Origin of the sequence: Mesorhizobium sp. WSM3862, from assembly GCF_002294985.1 — a bacterium.
Lineage (GTDB): Bacteria > Pseudomonadota > Alphaproteobacteria > Rhizobiales > Rhizobiaceae > Mesorhizobium.
Window position 1 is genome coordinate 156736 of sequence record NZ_NSGE01000010.1, and the last position, 15766, is coordinate 172501.

Genomic DNA, 15766 nt, shown 5'->3' on the forward strand with positions numbered 1-15766 from the left:
AAGCAGCACCGATCGGTTTGCATTTGTCTTCGCAGGGAAGTTCCGTGCCTATGCAATCCGAACGGGTTTCCGCTACAGCTCGAGAACCCACGGATTTGCCGCATGTCAGTACTTCTGCGTGATGATTAGTTTGGAGGATTTGATGGCTGGGGCAGAAGTTAACAGAAATTACATAGACGGAGAGTGGAGAGATTCTTCGTCCGGCGGACGGATCGAGGTTGACGACCCCTCAACTGGGGAGACCATTGCGGTCGTTGCAGAGGCAGGACCGGAAGACGTTCATCTCGCCGTTGCCGCCGCCAACCGAGTTTTTCGTGACCGCGTTCTGATAGACATGCATCCCTACGACCGGGGACAGATGCTCTTTCGTGTGGCAGACGCGATCGAGGCGCGTAGCGAGGAGATCGCGACCATTAACTGCATTGAAACGGGCAAGGCGTTGGATCTTGCCCGGGGGGAGGTCCGCACCGCTGTACGCTACCTGCGCTACTATGCTGGTTTGGCCGATAAGCTTGAAGGCCGATCGATCCCTCGCGGGGCCGAGTTCGTCGATTACACCGTCAGGAGCCCCTTCGGTGTTTCGGCCCAGATCGTGCCCTGGAACGGTCCTCTTGAACTAACGGCTCGTTCGCTTGCTTGCGCCATCGCTACCGGCAACTCAGTCGTAGTTAAGTCTCCCGAATTAGCTCCCCTGTCTGGGGTGGAGTTTGCGCGCGCCTGCGAAACCGCAGGGTTGCCTGCAGGGGCCGTCAACGTAATCACCGGTTACGGGCAGACCGCCGGCCGAGCGCTGATCGAACATCCCGATGTTCGTCACATCGTGTTCACGGGATCCACAGCAACCGGACGATCGGTGCTCAAGGCCGCGTCGGAACGCATCGTCCCCTGTATCATGGAACTGGGCGGCAAGTCAGCGGCAGTCGTGTATTCCGACGCAGATCTAGATGCTGTCGTAGACGCGGTGCGTGTCGGAACCTATCTGAATGCAGGTCAGAATTGCAACAACTTAACAAGACTGCTCGTCCAACGATCGATCGCAGACGAATTATTGGAGAAAGTGAAAGTTTGCGTCGAAGGACTAACCGTTGGCCCAGGGCGAGAAAATTGCGACATCACTCCCATGATCTCGCAGAAGCAGCGCAAGGGGGTCACGGAGGCCTTTGAGATTGCCGCTTTGGAGGGGGCACGGGTGGTAACCGGTGGGGCCTCACTTTCGGATCGGAGCGGCTATTTCATGGCCGCTACGGTTTTTGCAGATGTCACGCGAGACAGTAATCTCTTCCAGAAAGAAGTATTCGGTCCCGTTCTTGCGGTAACCGCTTTCGATGACCCAGCTACGGGGATCGAATTAGCCAACGACACCGATCAAGGGTTGGCAGCTGGAGTGTTCACGCGGGATATCGACCGTGCTCTTTGGTGCGCCGATCGCCTTTGGGCTGGCCAGGTGTACGTGAATGGATGGTACGTCGGCGGAGTAGAAACACCATTCGGCGGCGTGAAGCAGTCTGGCTACGGCCGGGAAAAGGGACAGGAAGCACTTGACGGATACGTCCAGACAAGAAATATCGGCATCCGGATCTCGCAGCCATCATCCGCTGAAGGCAGAAGGCACTAAGGTCGCACCGTCACGTGCGATGAGGTATTTTCTTGCTTTCCGGTGCTTTGCTCGTGGGGTGCCTGCCGCGAAAATGCGTCGTGCGCACGCGCAAGGTAGGAGGAGGTCATTGCTTTTCGACTATATAATTGTGGGTGCCGGTTCGTCGGGATGCGTCATGGCGAACCGGCTATCGGCCAATGGCAGTCACGTCATGCTCATAGAGGCTGGTCCTGATTTTCCTCCGCACGCTACCCCTGATGATATCCTTGATGGGAACCCCACGCGTGCTTACTACAATCAACGGTACCAGTGGCCATCGCTTACCGCAGCCGTTGCGCGAGATAGGAACCGACGAGTCCACTATGAGCAAGCACGTGTCATCGGAGGAGGCTCCAGTATCAACGCCCAAGTCGCAAACCGGGGCGGCGCTGCCGATTATGATGAGTGGGCATCTACCGGCGCAACGGGTTGGGATTGGGAAGGTGTCCTCCCATATTTCCGCCGGCTTGAATGCGATATGGATTTTCGCGATCGCTTCCACGGCGATAGTGGGCCGCTGCCGATAAGCCGCGCGGACAGAGCTGAGTGGTCGGGGTTCGTCAACGCGGTGTCGACGGCTTTCGAAGATGAAAACATACCTTTCTGGCCAGACTTCAACGGTGAGTTCCGCGACGGCCACTCAGTTGTTCCACTCACAAACCTTAACCGTCGTCGCGTGTCGGCTGCGATGGCCTATTTGCCAGAGAGTGTGCGAGCTCGACCCAACCTAAAAATATTGTCTGATACAACCGTCCTAAAGTTAACCTGCTCGGGTCGCCAGGTGACGGGCGTTGATATCGATAGCAAAACTGGACCAAAGCCATATAGCGCTAAAACGGTGATCCTATGCGCAGGGGCAATACATTCGCCAGCGATATTGCTGCGATCTGGGATTGGGTCGGGTAAAGCCTTATCTGAACTCGGTATTCAAGTTGTCGCAGACCTTGAAGGGGTTGGAAAAAATCTGCAGGAGCACGCCGGGGTCGCCATATCGGCATACTTGAAGCCGAAGGATAGGATGCTGCCGACCGCGACAGGATATATCCAGATGCATGCTCGATATTCTTCCGGTCACGACGGTTGCCCTCCCACCGACATGGCCGTCTCGATTCTGGCAAAGTCTGCTTGGCATCCCGTTGGCAAGCGTCTAGGGACGCTCAATTTCTGGGTCAATCGCGTCTACTCGACAGGAACTGTCTCCCTCGTAAGTCCCTCTCATCTCGCTGAGCCGGAAGTGAATTTTGACATGTTGAGCGACGAACGCGACGCTGAGCGGTTGAAGAGCGCGTTTCGATTCATTGCGAGACTGATCAATCATAAGGCTCTGGTGAGCACTGCGCTCGACCCTTTTCCGTCTACGTGGACGGGACGAGCAAAGCGCATAAGTAAGTACAACCGTTTGAATTACGGTATCACATCCTTTCTCGCGGCGCTCATGGACAGTTCCGCGTCACTCCGTCGAGGCCTTATCAGATTTGCAATCACCGATGGCCGCAGCATCTCAGACCTTCTAGACAATGACCAACTCCTTGATCGCTTTGTACGACAAAACGTTTTCGGGAACTTTCATCCAACGTCAACCTGCAGAATGGGATCTCCTCAGGATCCGGCCAGCGTTACCGATCCGTCAGGCCGCGTTCATGGAATGTCGGGCTTGAGAGTAGCCGATGCGTCGGTGATGCCATTCTGTCCACGAGCAAATACGAATATCCCTACCATTATGGTGGCCGAGAAGATGTCTGATGCCCTGCTGTATGACCGACAGCAGCAATAGAGGGGATCGGTTGTCAGGCAAAGATCGCCGGATTGCGTTGCTAGTTTCGCGCGAAATATGATGACAAACCCGCGGTGATCGACGGCCCGCTCGTTTAAGGAACATCTCGCATTCCGCGAATAACAATTGCCAATGAGCCCCGGCCAGAGTGGCCATCGCCACGCATCAGGATACGGGTGGTCGGCCAACGGGATGCGGCGCAGATAGCCGCGGATCTCCTCGCCCGTCTTGCCGGGGCGCAGGATCATGGCGACCGGGCGCCGGTGGCGGTGTCTTAGACATGGATCGGAAGGAAGCAACGCTCGAAAGGCATTGAAGAGCGACAGCTGCTGATGGCCGTGAACGACATCGAGCGTATCGTCGACGTCGAGCGTGACGCTTTTCGGCGGCGCGGCGTAGCTCGACAGCCACAGATCGACCAGCACGCGGCCGAGCCGGACGACGGTCCTGATGTCGGTCAGGTTTTCTGGCCGCGAACATGTTCGCTACGAGAACAGGTCGAGCCCGCTGTCGGGCAATCGACCGCAGGCGAGCGAAGGCTGGATCGGTGCACGGCCGATCGAGATCGTTGGCATCCTCATAACCGCAGGCGATGGCGAAGATACGGACGCGCAGAATGTCGGACATGGCGTGCGTTACGCGCGCTCGATCCAGTGGATCGTGGATCGCAAGCCGGTCGACCAGTCGCATCGGCCGCCAGAAGCATGACGCCGCCATCCGATGTGATGCGGCCGCCGTTAAACGCAGCCGTGATCTCCTTTCGTCCCACGGCTGGAAAAGACAGCGGCAGTAACGTATCCTCGGTCATGGCGGTGTGGTTCGCGAGATGCGGTTGAAAGGTTGGCTTAAGCAACCGAATCCTAAGCACCACCAGCCTCAAAGGCCCATCGTCGTGCATAGGCGGGCTAGGTAGGTCTTCGAGCTGGGCAATGACTGGCCGAACGCACAAACGGCGGCCCGCGGTCGCCCTCGGTTTCTGATCGGCCGGATCTGACGGCGCAGTCCCCTGAAAACGTTCGCCTCGCGCCTTTAGCCTGGCATCAGGGCGTTGCTGGCACGACGCGTGCACTGCCTCTATTTCGAACGACAGTCGGGCCTCCGATACACCACAGCCATTAACTTCCTGTGAGAGAGAACGTGGAGCTTAATTTTCCAACAGATGTGGCACAGTTGGCATGGCAGCGCGGGAATCGCCGGATTCCTGCGCCTGCAAACCAAATTTGCCCGAAATGCTGCGCCTTAACTGGTATTGTAATCGTCCTAGAAAGAGGAAACCACACATCAAATCGTATAAGAATGTTAGGGTGTCACCCTGTCTTTGGCGAAACAGCCCGAAGCACAAGGAGGAATCTATGATCAAGCATCAACACCAAATAGGCCGAACCGATCCCTTGAGACGTTCAGTTCTGAGGGGAATGGCCGCACTCGGCATCACGGCAGCGGCGATGGGCTCGCTGGCGGGCTCCGCCTCTGCAGGTGAGTTACTGGAAAGAATCAAAAGTGGCGGCCCGGTCCGGATCGGTTTCTCGAGTGATCGCGTGTGGGGGTTCAGAGGCGGCAATAACGAAATGCTTGGAATCGGCAATGTCTTGGTTCTGGAGCTTTTCAAGAAGTTGGGTGCCACGAAATTCGCGCCCGTTGATATGGAATGGGGGTCCCTTATCCCTGCTATGCAGGCCGGGCGCATTGACGTCATAACCGGCGGAATGTTTATCTTGCCGCAACGTTGTCGCAATGTCCTTTTCACTAATCCCTACGGAACTGTTTATGGCACGATTGTGGTCCCGAAAGGGAACCCGAAGGGACTGCATTCCTTGCCCGATATCCGTGACAAGGGGCTGACGTTCGTGACCGGTGCCGGGTATGCCGACGTGAAAAGAGCGCAAGAGACAGGCATCCCGGACGATAAAATCATGCAGGTTGCCGGCTATGTAGAAATAGCTCAGGCAGTCAAGTCCGGTCGCGCCGATGCCGGGGGTGGCGAATATCTGGGAATAAAAGGCGCGATCCGCAACGACGACTCATTGGAACTGGCCGCCCCCTTCATACCAAATTATAAGCCCGGCTATCCTGCGTTCGCATTCCCTCAAGGCGAGCAGGACACAGTCGATGCCATCAATGAGCTGATGATGGACTATATCGGCTCTGACGAGATGATGTCATTGGTCAGCGAGTACGGATACGATAAGTCGCTTTTGCCGGATGGGAGCAAAACCGCCGATCTCTGCAAATCGTGAGGCTTAGTATCACCGTTCTTCCCCGCTCCTAATGCGTGTCCCTTGCCCTCGGCCGGGGAACGTCAAATAGGATAGAAACATGAACGAATTCCCTTTAACCTTCAGCGTGTTGGCGCTCGCTCACGGTCTTCTGATTACCATTATTGTCACCATTGGGGCTTCTCTGGTGGCAGTAGCGCTGGGGCTTATCGCAGGTCTAATTCGGGTCTCCTCCCTTTGGCCCCTGCGATGGTTAGCCGTTGCCTATATCGAATTCTTTCGCGGGACTTCGCTGCTTGTGCAGGTCTACTTGTTGTTCTTTGTTCTGCCATTCTTTGGCGTAGCCCTGTCCCCGTGGGCAGTTGCCATCTTTGGCATTGGGATGAATTATTCCGCCTATCTAGCCGAGGTGGTGCGCGCTGCAATCCAGGCTGTCGACCGCGGCCAGTACGAAGCTAGTATCGCCCTCAACTTCCCGCGGCTCACCATGATGCGCCGCATCGTGGCGCCGCAGGCGATCCGAAGTATGCTGCCGCCGTCGGGCAACCTGCTTATCGAGCTGCTTAAGTCGACCTCGCTTGTATTTTTCATCACTATCACCGAGTTCACCACCGCATCGAAGCTGGCAGCAGACGCCACCGGCAACTATCTGCTGTTCTTCGCGGTGGCGCTGTTTGGCTACTACTTCCTCGCCCGTGCCTTGATCACTCCCCTGGTGCGAGGGCTGGAGCGCCGGCTCTCAAGTGGCTTCGTGCGGGAGGCGCTGGCATGAGTATTTGGGATTGGTCTTACGTCTGGGAAGCGTGGCCGTACCTTTATCGCGGCGCGATCGTTACGATTCAGGCCACCGTGCTCAGCTTCGTGATCGCAGTGGTGCTAGGCCTGATCGTGGCGCTGATCCGTCAGTCGCCGAACCGCTATGTTTCCACGACCATGACGGAGCTCGTGGAGTTCATCCGCTCCACGCCTCTGCTGCTGCAGGTGTTCTTCGTCTATTTCGTCGGACCGCAATTCGGGATCCTCATCCCCGCCTGGACTGCCGGCATCGGAATGCTCGGCATCCACTACGCTGCTTATTGCTCAGAGGTGTTTCGCGCCGGCATCCTGGCGGTTGAAGAAGGCCAGTGGGAGGCCTGCACGGCACTTAATCTGTCGCGAATGCGAACTTGGCGCACCATCATTCTGCCGCAGGCGATCCCTCCCATCGTGCCTGCTTTGGGCAACTACTTTGTCGGAATGTTCAAGGAAACGCCCATCCTGGCGGCCATCGCGATCCTGGAGATGTTGCAGCAGGCGAAGATTTTCGGCGCCAATAACTACCGCTACACCGAGGCCATCGTCATGGTCGGCTTCTTCTTTCTCGTATTCAGCCTGGTCGCTTCCGCAATCGTGCAGTCGGTGAGCATCTGGCTCAATCGCCGTTATCGGCTGCAATAGGAGGTGCGTCATGAACGAACCCATGCTCCGCTTCGAGAACGCCGCAAAAGGTGATGAGGGGCTGACCGTGCTGGACAAACCTGACACAGCGTGCAACGACAAAGTCATGAACGAACCCATGGTCCGCTTCGAAAACGTTACAAAACGCTATGGCTCGCTAACCGTTCTCGACGAGCTTAATCTCGACATCGCGCGTAACGAGAAGGTTTGCATTATCGGGCCTTCCGGCTCTGGCAAGACCACGGTCTTGCGTATGCTCATGACGTTGGAACAAATCCAGGGAGGAGTGATTTGGGTCGATGGAGAGCCGCTCACGCATATGCAGGAGAATGGCCAGATGGTCCCGGCGAATGACCGGCATCTCAGGCGTGTCCGCAGCAAGATCGGCATGGTCTTTCAGCACTTCAATCTCTTTCCCCATATGACGGCGTTGCAAAACTGCATGGAGGCTCCGGTTTCCGTGCTCGGGCTGCCGAAGAAGGAGGCGGAGGCGCGGGCCTCCGAACTGCTTGATATGGTGGGGCTCGGCGACAAACGAAATCACTTTCCGATCCAGCTTTCCGGCGGGCAGAAGCAGCGCGTGGCGATCGCTCGTGCGCTTGCCATGCGCCCCAAGGTGATGCTGTTCGACGAGGTGACTTCGGCACTCGACCCAGAGCTGATCGGGGAGGTACTCAATGTCATCCGCAAGCTTGGTGCCGAGCATGACCTCACCATGCTGATGGTCACGCACCAGATGGGCTTTGCCAAGGAGTTTTCAGACCGCGTCTGTTTCTTCTACGGAGGTAAGATCGTCGAGCAGGGCCCGCCCGACCAGCTCTTGGGTAACCCGCAGAACGAGCGGACGCGTCAGTTCCTCAGCGCCGTGCTGGAGGCGAGATAGGGAGCGCCGCCTACTCTTAGTGCTGGTGGTCAGTAAAGCCGACATTGGTGAAAGTATTATACTATCAGTATGAGGCCTGCCATGTCATCCGTCCTCTGACGCTCCGTTGTTTCACACATCTCGCACTCTTTCGCGGAAGTCGGTGTAGACCCTGCTCGGGAGCAGCTAAAGTGCCCGATTCGACTGACCTACGTCCCTGGGAGTGGCCTGAAAGCCATTGGCGCGGGCGCGTCAACAAAGTCCGAGCATCCGAACACCATCATGGGACTATTCAGACGCCACTCTCCAGATCATACGTGAGATGGGATTGACCTACGACACATCCTTAATGGCCGATGATAGCTGCTATGAGCTACTGGAAAACGAGGAACCAACAGGAACCATTGAGATACCTGTAGAATGGATTCGCGACGATGCGACGTATCTGTGGATGAGTCCGGACGGGTCGTTGCGTCCAAATCTATCGCTTGACGACGTGCTGTCTGTGTTCATCCGGGAGTTTGAAGGGGCATATCAGGACGCCGAGTTATTCCAGCTAACTCTGCATCCACACGTGGTGGGATATCGCTCGAGGATCTGGATCGTGGAAGAACTCATTCGATGCGCTAAAGCAAAGGGCGACGTTTGGTTCGCCACACATCAGCAGGTCGCGGAGCGTGCGGCCTCGTGCCTGTGAACGCAAGCCACCACCGAATAGCCAGGTGCAGCACGTAAAAGAACAAGATCACGGAATCCAGAACGCCATTGCTCAGCAACGGAAAGCCTGAAGGATGCTTCTCTCAAAACGATGACGCCCGGCCAAGCGATGTGCGCTGGCCTACGCCTCAATTCAGGTTCCGATGGCAGCCCGAAAAGACCGGTCCTTATCCTCGGATGTGTGGCATCCGATGTGCGCGCCATGCGCTTTGAGCGATCTAATCTAACGACACGGCCATAAGCGGCAACGCCAACAGTAAAATTGTCCGCTTGCCGCCTTCTCGATCGTCGCGCAAAAGGTAGCCGGCCACGTTTAGCAGCGGGGTGCATACCTTCGGCGGCGATCTGGTCAATTATGCAGAATAACATCGCCTGCCGTCCCAAGTAGCACGATCTAGACGCGGATTGTCCCCTAAGCTGTCGCACGAAAGAATTGCGATCACCGGTGCGGCAGCAGCCTCCGGCGCGCAATCTGCCTGGACGATGGACATAACTTGGCGCGACACGCCTCAATGGAAACAAGGACGCATATGATCACCAGCTCGCCCATTCGCCCTCGTGAACTGTCCATTCGCCATCATGATGTCGTCATCATCGGTGGAGGAATTGCCGGGTCCAGTCTCGCCTTTCACTTGGCGAAAAACGGCAAGACAGATGTTGCGGTGCTGGAGCGCCACACCCTAACGTCCGGCACAACGTGGCACGCCGCAGGTCTGATTACGCAGACGCGCAGCACGCATACGATGACCGAGATGGCGAAATACACTGCGGAGCTTTACTCCTCGCTCGAAGCGGAGACGGGGCAGGCGACGGGCTTCAAGCGGAACGGTACGCTTGGCGTGGCCAGAACCAAAGAGCGCCTTTGCGAAACTGTGCGCACTGCATCAATTGCCAAGAGTTGCGGACTTGAGGCCCATATGATTTCGCCAAGCGAGGCGAAGAGGCTCTATCCAGCACTCAACCAGTCCCTCATTGAAGGTGCAGTGTTCCTCCCCGGCGACGGCCAAACCAACCCGGTCGACACATGCGTTGCGTTGGCGATGGGGGCCAAGCAAAAGGGCGTGAAGATCTTCGAGAATTCCGAAGTCCATGACCTCTGGCGAACTCCGGATGGCTATTATCAGGTTCGAACCGGCGAAGGTGTCATAGAAGCTGAAATCCTCGTGCTTGCCTGCGGGCTTTGGACTCGCGATCTTGCGTTCAAGTTGAGTGCGCGCGTTCCCTTGTATGCGGCAGAGCATTTCTATGTTTTCACCGAACCCATGGATTTTGTGACCCCGACCTTGCCTGTGCTGCGCGATACCGATGGCTATGTATATCTGAAGGAAGACGCGGGGAAGTTGCTTGTTGGCGCGCTCGAGCCTTGGGGGAAACCGCTTCCAATGGAAAAGCTCCCGAAAGACACTCCTTTCATAGAGCTTCCGGAAGACTGGAACCAGTTCGAGTTGCCAATGACCAAGGCCATCGAGATCGTTCCTGAACTGGCAAATACCGGTATCGCCAAGTTCTTCAACGGCCCCGAGAGTTTCACGCCCGACCTTCTGTTTATGATTGGGGAAGTCCCAGGGATGAAAAACCTGTTCATCTCAGCGGGTTACAATTCTGGGGGCATTGAGGCTGCCGCCGGAGCAGGGCGAGCACTGGCAGAATGGATCATCGCTGGCCAGCCCCAGATGGATGTCACTTCCGTGGATGTCGCCCGGTTTCATCCCTTCCAGATCAATAAGCGTTATTTGCACGATCGCACAGCCGAAGTGATGGGCCTGCATTACAAGATACACTGGCCGGCTTACCAGGCTGAGACGTCCCGAGGGGTTCGCAAAAGCCCGCTTCACGACCGTTGGGCGAGGCTTGGCGCCAGCTTTGGCGAAGGCATGGGCTGGGAGCGTCCCATTTGGTTCGCGGGAGAAGGAGAGCCGACGAAGAACGTCTATTCCTACGACGAGCCGAACTGGTTCAAATATACTAGTCAGGAGTGCAAGGCCGCCCGTAACGGAGCCATCCTGGTAGACCAAAGCTCATTCGGCAAGCATTTGGTGCAGGGTCGCGATGCATGCCGCTTCCTGCAGTGGCTTTGCGCCGGCAATGTGGATGTACCGGTCGGGAAGCTGGTCTATACCCACATGCTCAATGAAAAAGGCGGTATCGAAACAGACATCACAGTAAACCGCTTGTCAAAAACAGAGTTCCTCATCATTTCATCGTCCACTGTCCACCCGCGGGATAAAGCCTGGATTGCGCGGCACATCACAGACGAATGGAATGTCACACTAACAGACGTCACCTCGGCCTATGCGGTTTTGTCATTGCAGGGCCCGAAATCTCGCGACGTCTTGTCCCAAGTTACCGACGCAGATCTTGGAAATGCTGCATTCCCATTTGCTACCAGTCAGGAAATCGATATCGGATATGCGCGCGTTATAGCCAATAGGCTGACGTTCATCGGAGAGCTGGGCTGGGAACTGCATATCCCAACCGAGATGGCCCAGCACGTCTTTGATGTCATTTGGGAGGCGGGGCAGGCTTACGGACTGAAGCCTGCTGGGTACCATGCGCTCGAATATCTGCGATGCGAGCGCGCTTATCGAGAATACCAGCTCGATCTTACGCCACTCGATACGCTGCTTGAGGCGGGTCTAGGATTTACGATTGACTGGAATAAGGACGGAGGTTTTATCGGGAGAGAGGCGTTACTTTCCCAGAAAAATTCAGGTCCGCTCGAAAAGCGATTGGTGTCGTTCAAGCTTCGCGATCCAAATCCTGTTCTTTTCCACGAAGAACCCATTCGGCGTAACGGCGAGATTGTCGGGTATATTTCCTCAGGAGCAAAGAGCTTCACTCTGGGCCCGTCAGTGGGACTGGGATATGTGAACCACTCCGCAGGGGTCACGAAGGAGCTGATTGAAAGCAGTCGGTGGGAAATCGAAATTGCTGGCAAACTCTACGAAGCGGACGCGTCGCTTCGGGCGTTTTTCGATCCAAACGGGGAGAGGCTTGGGCGATAGGTTAGTGCCCTGTGCTGATCGGGCGAGAACGGTTGCGTCCGGCGGAAACAGGATATTGATCTCATGCGCGGATGCCGTGAGCCCAGGTAGGCCGGCGACCTTGCTGCACGCGAAGTGCTGGGTGACTTTGCGGCCGCACGGTTGCGGGACTTGGCGCGGACAGCGGGGGTTCGAGTGTAGGCGGTCGCGACGGCTACGACCCAAGCACATCGAGCGCTGCGCTCGATGTGCTCTTGGCGCGACGACCGTCAGTGGAGCAGTCCGATTTAGCCAGTTTGGAAGCGCAAGCCGCGTTGCTCAGTGTCGCAGCGGTTATCCAGAACTGAGCCGCTATAAGCCCATTTCCTGCGCTGAAGGCGTCAATACGTCGAAACAGTCGTTCTATCGCTGCTACACTGTATTCAGGGGCCATCTGGCCTGCCCGGTTCGAATTCCTGAGGAGCTTGCAATGAGTTTGACCCGACCCATGACTCGTTTGCCAGAACCGCCCGTCATTCTGCGGCGGAGGGTCCCGCCTCAAACTGAGGAATTCCTGCCCGGCGTTCATCCTTCACTAACGTCGGGATACCGCTATGTCGCGTTCCCGGCGACCGGTCGAGAAGCCGTACCGTACTTCGCGGGCTATATGGCGGCTGTCAGCGTTGCCCCTGGAGAGGAACTCGCGGTGCACGTGGCAACGCGGTCTTTGGAACGCTGTTATGTCGACATCTATCGCGTGACGGGGTGCGAGGATGCGCATCTTCATCCGAGGCTTTCCCTCGTTCATCGCTTTGGCCCCGTCGAACCACACCGTCTGCCGCAGTCGGCGGGGGGGCGCCTCCTAGGCCCTGGTGACGCCGACTCCGAAGGATGCCGCTGGCCGAAGGTGAAGCTCCTCGACAGCGTTCCTGATGAGTGGCCTAGCGGCGTGTACGTGGCTCAGTTCTGCGCGGACGAAACGCCACGGGAGCACGCCGCCGATCGGGCAGGCGAAGATGCGCTGTTCATCGTCCGGCGCGGCAGCGGCCGCGCAGGGGCGCAGATACTCTGTCAAGTTAACGTTGCAACCTGGCTCGCCTACCACATCTGGCACAACCGAAGCTTGTACCATGGGCGGTCGGATGATGGCCAGTACTGGGAAGAACTGAGGAATTCAAAGGCATCGGTTCATCGGCCAGGTCTCGGCCTATGTTACCCGAACGGAAACATTCTGGGTCCGTACCCCCCGAAATCAGGGCACACGTCTGCCTTCATCGACTGGTTGGGACGCGAAGGAATTTCCGTCGACTTTTGCTCGGGCCTGGACATATCTAACGGGCATGCAAACCTTTCTGATTACTCTGCTCTCGTCACGATTGGCCATGACGAGTACTGGACAGGAAAACAGCTTGACGCCGTCCGCGCCTTCCGGGATTCCGGTGGCGCCACCATTTTTCTTGGTGGCAATCTTGCCTGCTATCTTGTCCGGGAGACTTCGGACGGTACTGCAATCGAGTGCTATAAGGCCTCGGGCGATCACGCTGACAGCGAGCATGGCGACGGCGGGGAATCGCTTGATCCGCTACACGCCGCAACACCGAACCCTTTGATTACTGGGTTCACTTGGCATCTGCGGCCAGAGTCAACGACAACCACGACCGGCGTATACAATTACACGCGTCGACCTGGAGCGCCGCAGGAGGTACTGACCGGCGGAATTTTTTGGTATTGGGAGCTCTTCGGTGGGCCATCGCGCCCCAAATGCGGCTTTACCGTGTGCGATCCCGAGCATTGGGTTTTCGCAGGTGCAGAGGTCGAGGACGGAGACACCTTCGGTGCAGAAATAAAGCTCCTTGGGCATGAGGCGGATGGTCTCGAAGTCGAGTCTGATGCCCAGCGTCCAAAACTCACATTCGCCGACGGAGCACTACCAGGAACTCGCTTGCTCGCCCTCGCCGATTGTCGGCGTTGGGGTGAGTGGGACTTTAGCGGCTGGCCAGCGGCTCACAAGCAAACTTCGGGCCCGCGTGAAACGCTTGGAAGCCTGGGTGGGTTCGTCACAATGGTTGTCCACGAAGAGCCCGGCAAAGGCATACTGTTCAATGCTCCGACAGCGGACTGGGTGTTTGGACTTGTGGAGTCGATTGACTGGACCGCGACGCGCAGCCTCGAGCCTCCAGTTTTGCCGGCAGACCCCGTAGTCGAGCAGGTTACCCGAAATGTCTTGCTCCGCTGCAGCACTCGACAAGCTGGCTGATTGCCGGTCCTGGCCCTAGCATCAATAACCCGAGTCATGTGTTCGCCGACAATGTAATGCCGAGGAGCGCATCTCGAGCGCGCCCGTACTCAACGCGCTGGCCGCAAATTTCGGTATCAGCCAGGTAGCCAATTGCGCCCCACGACATCGCAGGTTGCTGCCCATGCCCTACATGTGTGATGCGCCCGGCTATGCAGGCGTGTGCAGGCCGTCTCTTCCCTGGCAGACGGTTGAGTTTGCAAATGCTTACGGGACGGTTGCGACAATTGGATTGAAAGCTGCCGTGCGATCGTTGCGCCGTTGCGCCGCCGACGCGTGCCTCCCCGAAGCCCGCCACATCTCGCCGCACCGCACCCATTCGCACTGTCGCGCAACGACGACCCCCGACATTCTTGGCTGGCAAAAGCCTAGCTGTTTGAGATGCGCGCGAATCTCGCGCGCCAGAAAACAATGTCTGAAAGGAGTTCGGCGACACGGTTTTGGGTGGGCACCGGAACTTCCGTACTCGGGTAACGCTCCGTCGCGACGCCCTCGAGGCAACATGGAACACGTATTCCCCCCGCGTCAGCACAGCGGCAGGTCCAGAGCATCCCTCGATAGTCCGGGCCTGGCGTCAGGGAACGGTGAGCGAAATCGCAAGCTGACCAGAACATCCAGTTGCGGGCAACTATGACTATTCCGGCCACCCTTCTGCACCTCGGCAAGTCCAGGCGCAGCGGGCCCGTGAACCAGATAATTGCCCTGCGCCCACTGAGCGCCTCCCCGCCCTCGTCGAGGTGGCGCTCAGCCCATTTGCAAATCCCGCTTGGGCTTTCAGCCCTTGCAGAGCTGGGCTGCCGTCGTGCCGTCCGGCAGGTTGGTTTTCGTGTAGCCGTATTTACCGACGGACTCCATCATTTCTTTGGACGCCAGATAGTCTTTCAATACCGCGTTGAAAGCGTCGACGGTCGCCTGCTGGTTGGGTAGGAAGGCGAGAGCCGGATACCCTTTGGGACTATCGGGAAGCAGATCGGTCACATCCATGCTGGCGTCCTTGGCGGCGAACTCCTTCATGGTGAAGTAGTCGCCTACACCTGCGGCCGCGCGACCAGCCTTCACGGCCTGCAGGACCTCCGCGGATCCGGCCACCTGCAAAATCTTCTCGTCGGGGATGCCGGCCTTGCGAGCATTCTGAACGTCGTCCCAGCCCGCGCCGGTGGCAACCGTTAGCCCCTTATCGCGCAGATCCTTATAAGAACGGAGGTTCTGCGGATTGCCCTTCGGCACGATTAGAGCTGCGCTGAGAACAGCCAGTGGCTCTGTGAACAGCACGTTGCGGCAGCGGTCTGGTAGGATGTACATGCCGCCGGTAATGATGTCGAGGCGACCGGCATGCATGCCAGGGATGAGCGAACCCCATTCGGTCACAACCGGCTCGACCTTGGTGGTGCCCAGCTTTTTGAGTAGATCAAGCGCCATTGCATTGACCCAGCCGAGAGGCTCGTTGTTTGGGCCCGGAATGGAAAAAGGAGGTTCGTTCGAGAAGCCCAGCCGGACGGTTTCTCCGTTTTTGATCTTGTCAAGCAGCGACTGAGCCGACGCTGACCCAGCGAATGATACAGCTGCGAGGACCGCCATAGCAAACGCAGCCACATTTAGAAATACACGTCCGCAAAGATTGCTTCTGGTTTCCAGGCATTGCCATATGTTCATGTGAAAGTTCCTTCCATTGCGCTTGGCCGCTGGTCCCGCCGGATGACGTTCGTGAAGAGGACGTCAAGCCAGTGCTCTTTACATGACCAGCGGCAGTTTCCCGTCTCTGGCAGGCTGAAAGTCACGTCGCGGCATTTGGAGAAATTTTTCTCGGGTCAAATGGTACGACAGCTTTTCCCGCCTGGCAAAATTAGCAGCGTCGCGATCAACAA

11 protein-coding genes and 1 pseudogene are annotated in these 15766 nt (G+C 57.3%); 10 read left to right on the top strand and 2 right to left on the bottom strand.

Annotated elements, in window-relative coordinates; translation table 11 throughout:
* The first annotated feature begins 142 nt into the window (after positions 1-142).
* Positions 143-1615 (top strand): aldehyde dehydrogenase family protein, encoded by a 1473-nt coding sequence (locus CK224_RS25845; RefSeq protein ID WP_095783725.1) that lies wholly within the window; start codon positions 143-145, stop codon positions 1613-1615.
* Between the two features lie 73 nt (positions 1616-1688).
* The gene (locus CK224_RS25850) at positions 1689-3410 is read left to right on the top strand and encodes an FAD-dependent oxidoreductase (protein ID WP_095783760.1); all 1722 of its coding nucleotides are present in this window, start codon (positions 1689-1691) and stop codon (positions 3408-3410) included.
* 248 nt (positions 3411-3658) lie between these two features.
* Here the strand turns inward: CK224_RS25850 and CK224_RS32100 are convergent.
* A pseudogene (locus CK224_RS32100) lies at positions 3659-3835 on the bottom strand (transposase); the annotation flags it as partial.
* Positions 3836-3860: 25 nt separating this feature from the next.
* Here CK224_RS32100 and CK224_RS32105 point away from each other — a divergent pair.
* The 8 genes from CK224_RS32105 to CK224_RS25895 all read left to right on the top strand — a co-directional run bounded on the left by CK224_RS32105 (position 3861) and on the right by CK224_RS25895 (position 13862).
* The gene (locus CK224_RS32105; protein ID WP_095783727.1) at positions 3861-4118 is read left to right on the top strand and encodes a hypothetical protein; all 258 of its coding nucleotides are present in this window, start codon (positions 3861-3863) and stop codon (positions 4116-4118) included.
* A gap of 644 nt (positions 4119-4762) precedes the next feature.
* Positions 4763-5647: a transporter substrate-binding domain-containing protein gene (locus CK224_RS25865; RefSeq protein WP_245426217.1), complete on the top strand. Its 885-nt coding sequence runs from the start codon at positions 4763-4765 to the stop codon at positions 5645-5647.
* Between the two features lie 79 nt (positions 5648-5726).
* Complete coding sequence (gene ehuC, locus CK224_RS25870; protein WP_095783729.1) at positions 5727-6398, top strand: ectoine/hydroxyectoine ABC transporter permease subunit EhuC; 672 nt, start codon at positions 5727-5729, stop codon at positions 6396-6398.
* Positions 6395-7063: an ectoine/hydroxyectoine ABC transporter permease subunit EhuD gene (gene ehuD, locus CK224_RS25875; protein ID WP_095783730.1), complete on the top strand. Its 669-nt coding sequence runs from the start codon at positions 6395-6397 to the stop codon at positions 7061-7063. The genes ehuC and ehuD overlap by 4 nt, the downstream gene beginning before the upstream one ends.
* A gap of 106 nt (positions 7064-7169) precedes the next feature.
* Positions 7170-7946, top strand: a complete 777-nt coding sequence (ehuA, locus tag CK224_RS25880; RefSeq protein ID WP_280952283.1) for an ectoine/hydroxyectoine ABC transporter ATP-binding protein EhuA — start codon at positions 7170-7172, stop codon at positions 7944-7946.
* Between the two features lie 307 nt (positions 7947-8253).
* Positions 8254-8622 (top strand): hypothetical protein, encoded by a 369-nt coding sequence (locus tag CK224_RS25885; RefSeq protein WP_095783732.1) that lies wholly within the window; start codon positions 8254-8256, stop codon positions 8620-8622.
* A 550-nt stretch (positions 8623-9172) separates the two neighbouring features.
* Positions 9173-11647, top strand: coding sequence for an FAD-dependent oxidoreductase (locus tag CK224_RS25890; RefSeq protein WP_095783733.1), 2475 nt, complete (start codon positions 9173-9175; stop codon positions 11645-11647).
* Positions 11648-12095: 448 nt separating this feature from the next.
* Entirely contained in the window at positions 12096-13862 is a 1767-nt protein-coding gene (locus CK224_RS25895) for a N,N-dimethylformamidase beta subunit family domain-containing protein (RefSeq protein WP_141245881.1), read from the top strand.
* Positions 13863-14675: 813 nt separating this feature from the next.
* On the opposite strand, the gene ehuB is transcribed toward CK224_RS25895, so the two are convergent.
* Entirely contained in the window at positions 14676-15554 is an 879-nt protein-coding gene (ehuB, locus tag CK224_RS25900) for an ectoine/hydroxyectoine ABC transporter substrate-binding protein EhuB (RefSeq protein WP_095783735.1), read from the bottom strand.
* Positions 15555-15766: the final 212 nt, after the last annotated feature.

Excerpts from the sequence above, each read along its gene's own strand:
- CK224_RS25845 (WP_095783725.1), top strand. The coding sequence starts at position 143 with ATGGCTGGGGCAGAAGTTAACAGAAATTACATAGACGGAGAGTGGAGA.
- CK224_RS25850 (WP_095783760.1), top strand. The coding sequence starts at position 1,689 with ATGCGTCGTGCGCACGCGCAAGGTAGGAGGAGGTCATTGCTTTTCGAC.
- CK224_RS32105 (WP_095783727.1), top strand. The coding sequence starts at position 3,861 with ATGTCGGTCAGGTTTTCTGGCCGCGAACATGTTCGCTACGAGAACAGG.
- CK224_RS25865 (WP_245426217.1), top strand. The coding sequence starts at position 4,763 with ATGATCAAGCATCAACACCAAATAGGCCGAACCGATCCCTTGAGACGT.
- ehuC (WP_095783729.1), top strand. The coding sequence starts at position 5,727 with ATGAACGAATTCCCTTTAACCTTCAGCGTGTTGGCGCTCGCTCACGGT.
- ehuD (WP_095783730.1), top strand. The coding sequence starts at position 6,395 with ATGAGTATTTGGGATTGGTCTTACGTCTGGGAAGCGTGGCCGTACCTT.
- ehuA (WP_280952283.1), top strand. The coding sequence starts at position 7,170 with ATGAACGAACCCATGGTCCGCTTCGAAAACGTTACAAAACGCTATGGC.
- CK224_RS25890 (WP_095783733.1), top strand. The coding sequence starts at position 9,173 with ATGATCACCAGCTCGCCCATTCGCCCTCGTGAACTGTCCATTCGCCAT.
- CK224_RS25895 (WP_141245881.1), top strand. The coding sequence starts at position 12,096 with ATGAGTTTGACCCGACCCATGACTCGTTTGCCAGAACCGCCCGTCATT.
- ehuB (WP_095783735.1), bottom strand. The coding sequence starts at position 15,554 with ATGAACATATGGCAATGCCTGGAAACCAGAAGCAATCTTTGCGGACGT.